The 1,959-nt window shown below is 61.7% G+C and carries 2 protein-coding genes; one reads left to right on the plus strand and one right to left on the minus strand.

Annotated features, from left to right (window positions below; all coding sequences use genetic code 11):
- A partial coding sequence (locus FE811_RS26625; RefSeq protein WP_255469864.1) for a DUF1403 family protein occupies positions 1 to 342 on the minus strand: 342 nt, incomplete at its 3' end.
- Positions 343 to 477: 135 nt separating this feature from the next.
- Here FE811_RS26625 and FE811_RS26630 point away from each other — a divergent pair.
- Positions 478 to 1,566, plus strand: a complete 1,089-nt coding sequence (locus tag FE811_RS26630) for a tyrosine-type recombinase/integrase (RefSeq protein WP_255469865.1) — start codon at positions 478 to 480, stop codon at positions 1,564 to 1,566.
- The last annotated feature ends 393 nt before the right edge of the window (positions 1,567 to 1,959 follow it).

Below are 1,959 nucleotides of genomic sequence, written 5' to 3' on the forward strand. Positions count from 1 at the left end.
CACCGGCCTTTCCGTGGCGCGACGCCACGCCAGACAGGTTTCGCCTGCCGGACCGGGCAGGTCGCCGGGGCGCAGCAGATGCACCACGTCGCGCAGCTCCCCTGCCCGCTCCGGCCGGCCCAAAAACGCGACACAAGCCTCCGTTGCGCGCAACGACAGCCGATCCCGTAACAAGGCTTGGGGGACCGCCTCTCGCCCCAACACAAGATGCAGGTGGCTCAGTGCTGCGCCCGACAAAAACGCCACATCTTCAAGGGTTTCGGCGCGTGCCGAGGTGACCCAGGGCGGCATCCGGGGTAAGCTATCAGGGTCGCTGTCGAAGGTTGAGTGGGCATATGTCACGCCACAACACTATCTTGCGGCGGCGCTTTTGACTACCACATAGTGTAGAAACCGCCCCTCTTTGCTGAGCCTTTATATGTCCAATAAGTTTGCATTATCGGACGTGCAGATGATATGCTCAGAAGCATGACCAAAATGCCTCTGACATCCCCCATCGCGCCGCCAAAACGCTCTGATCTCCGTGAAGGGGATGAGAGCCTTGTACCGTCGGAAGACGTCCTTTCCCTTCCCGGGCACATCGCAGGTTCCGGAACCCTCGATCGGCTGGTCGAGACGGCACGGGACTATGCCCGCCACGCCGCGTCAGAGAACACTCTGAAGGCCTATGCCAAAGATTGGGCCCAGTTCGCCCGCTGGTGCCGGATGCGGGGGGCCGACCCCCTGCCCCCGGCACCAGTGCTCATCGGCCTCTATATTGCCGATCTGGCGGCGCCGCAGGGCAGATCCCCTGCCCTGTCGGTTTCATCGATTGAGCGCCGCCTTTCCGGCCTGACTTGGGGCTATGCGCTGCGCGGAGAACGGCTGGACCGCAAAGACCGCCACATTGCCAGCGTCCTCGCCGGTATCCGCCGTAAGCACGCCCGACCCCCAGTGCAGAAGGAGGCGATCCTCCCGGAAGATCTGCGCGACATGCTGGCCACCCTGCCCCACGATCTGCGCGGCCTACGCGACCGGGCGATCCTACTGATCGGCTTTGCTGGTGGCCTACGTCGGTCCGAAATCGTAAGCCTGGATCACGGCAAGGACGACACGCCGGACAGCGGGGGCTGGGTCGAGGTGCTGGAGGATGGGATCCTCCTCACCCTGCGCGGCAAGACCGGGTGGCGTGAAGTGGAGATTGCCCGTGGGTCGTCCGATCAGACCTGTCCGGTGCATGCCGTTGCCCAATGGTTGCATTATGCGAGAATCGATTTCGGCCCGATCTTCGTCGCCACGTCCCGCAACGGCCTGAAAGCTACGGGCGAGCGGTTGTCGGACAAGCACGTCGCCCGGCTGATCAAGACCTGCGTCGAGGCCGCCGGCCTACGCCCCGAATTGTCGAAGGCCGAGCGGCTAGCGCTCTTCTCGGGCCATTCCCTGCGTGCAGGCCTTGCCAGCAGCGCGGAAGTTGATGAGCGCTATGTTCAAAAGCAGCTCGGTCATGCCAGCGCAGAGATGACCCGTCGATACCAGCGACGCCGCGACAGGTTCCGGGTGAACCTGACCAAGGCCGCAGGCCTGTAAGCCCCCCGCCCCTCCGACAAGCTTTGCTGAAATGCCAAGCTCCAACCTGACCGCTCAGGTTTCAGCTAATCGCTTCAATTGAAATCGGGAACCAAACGCGACAACCACAAATCGTCTTCCGATCTTTCCTCGGCCTCTTCCACCCCGGTCAGAGGGTCATCAAAACTATCATGTAGAGCAGATGCTTGAGGCTTCATATGTGCAAAATACGCGCGTTTTGCACATTACCCAAGGGTTTTCTCGGGGTGCGTCTGCACTCCTTATATAGCACGCGCGCGCGACTGCCTGCGAGATCTCTCTGATCGCGCGCAGCCTCAGGAAATCAAGGGCATTTCGCTGACCTCGGCCATAGAGAGCGCCCTTGCATCCGTTTACAAACGGTCGTTTATTAGT

Origin of the sequence: Paracoccus sp. FO-3, from assembly GCF_006386455.1 — a bacterium.
GTDB lineage: Bacteria > Pseudomonadota > Alphaproteobacteria > Rhodobacterales > Rhodobacteraceae > Paracoccus > Paracoccus versutus.

What these genes read in the sequence shown, in the direction of transcription:
- FE811_RS26630 (WP_255469865.1), top strand. Translation starts at nt 478, where the DNA reads ATGCCTCTGACATCCCCCATCGCGCCGCCAAAACGCTCTGATCTCCGT.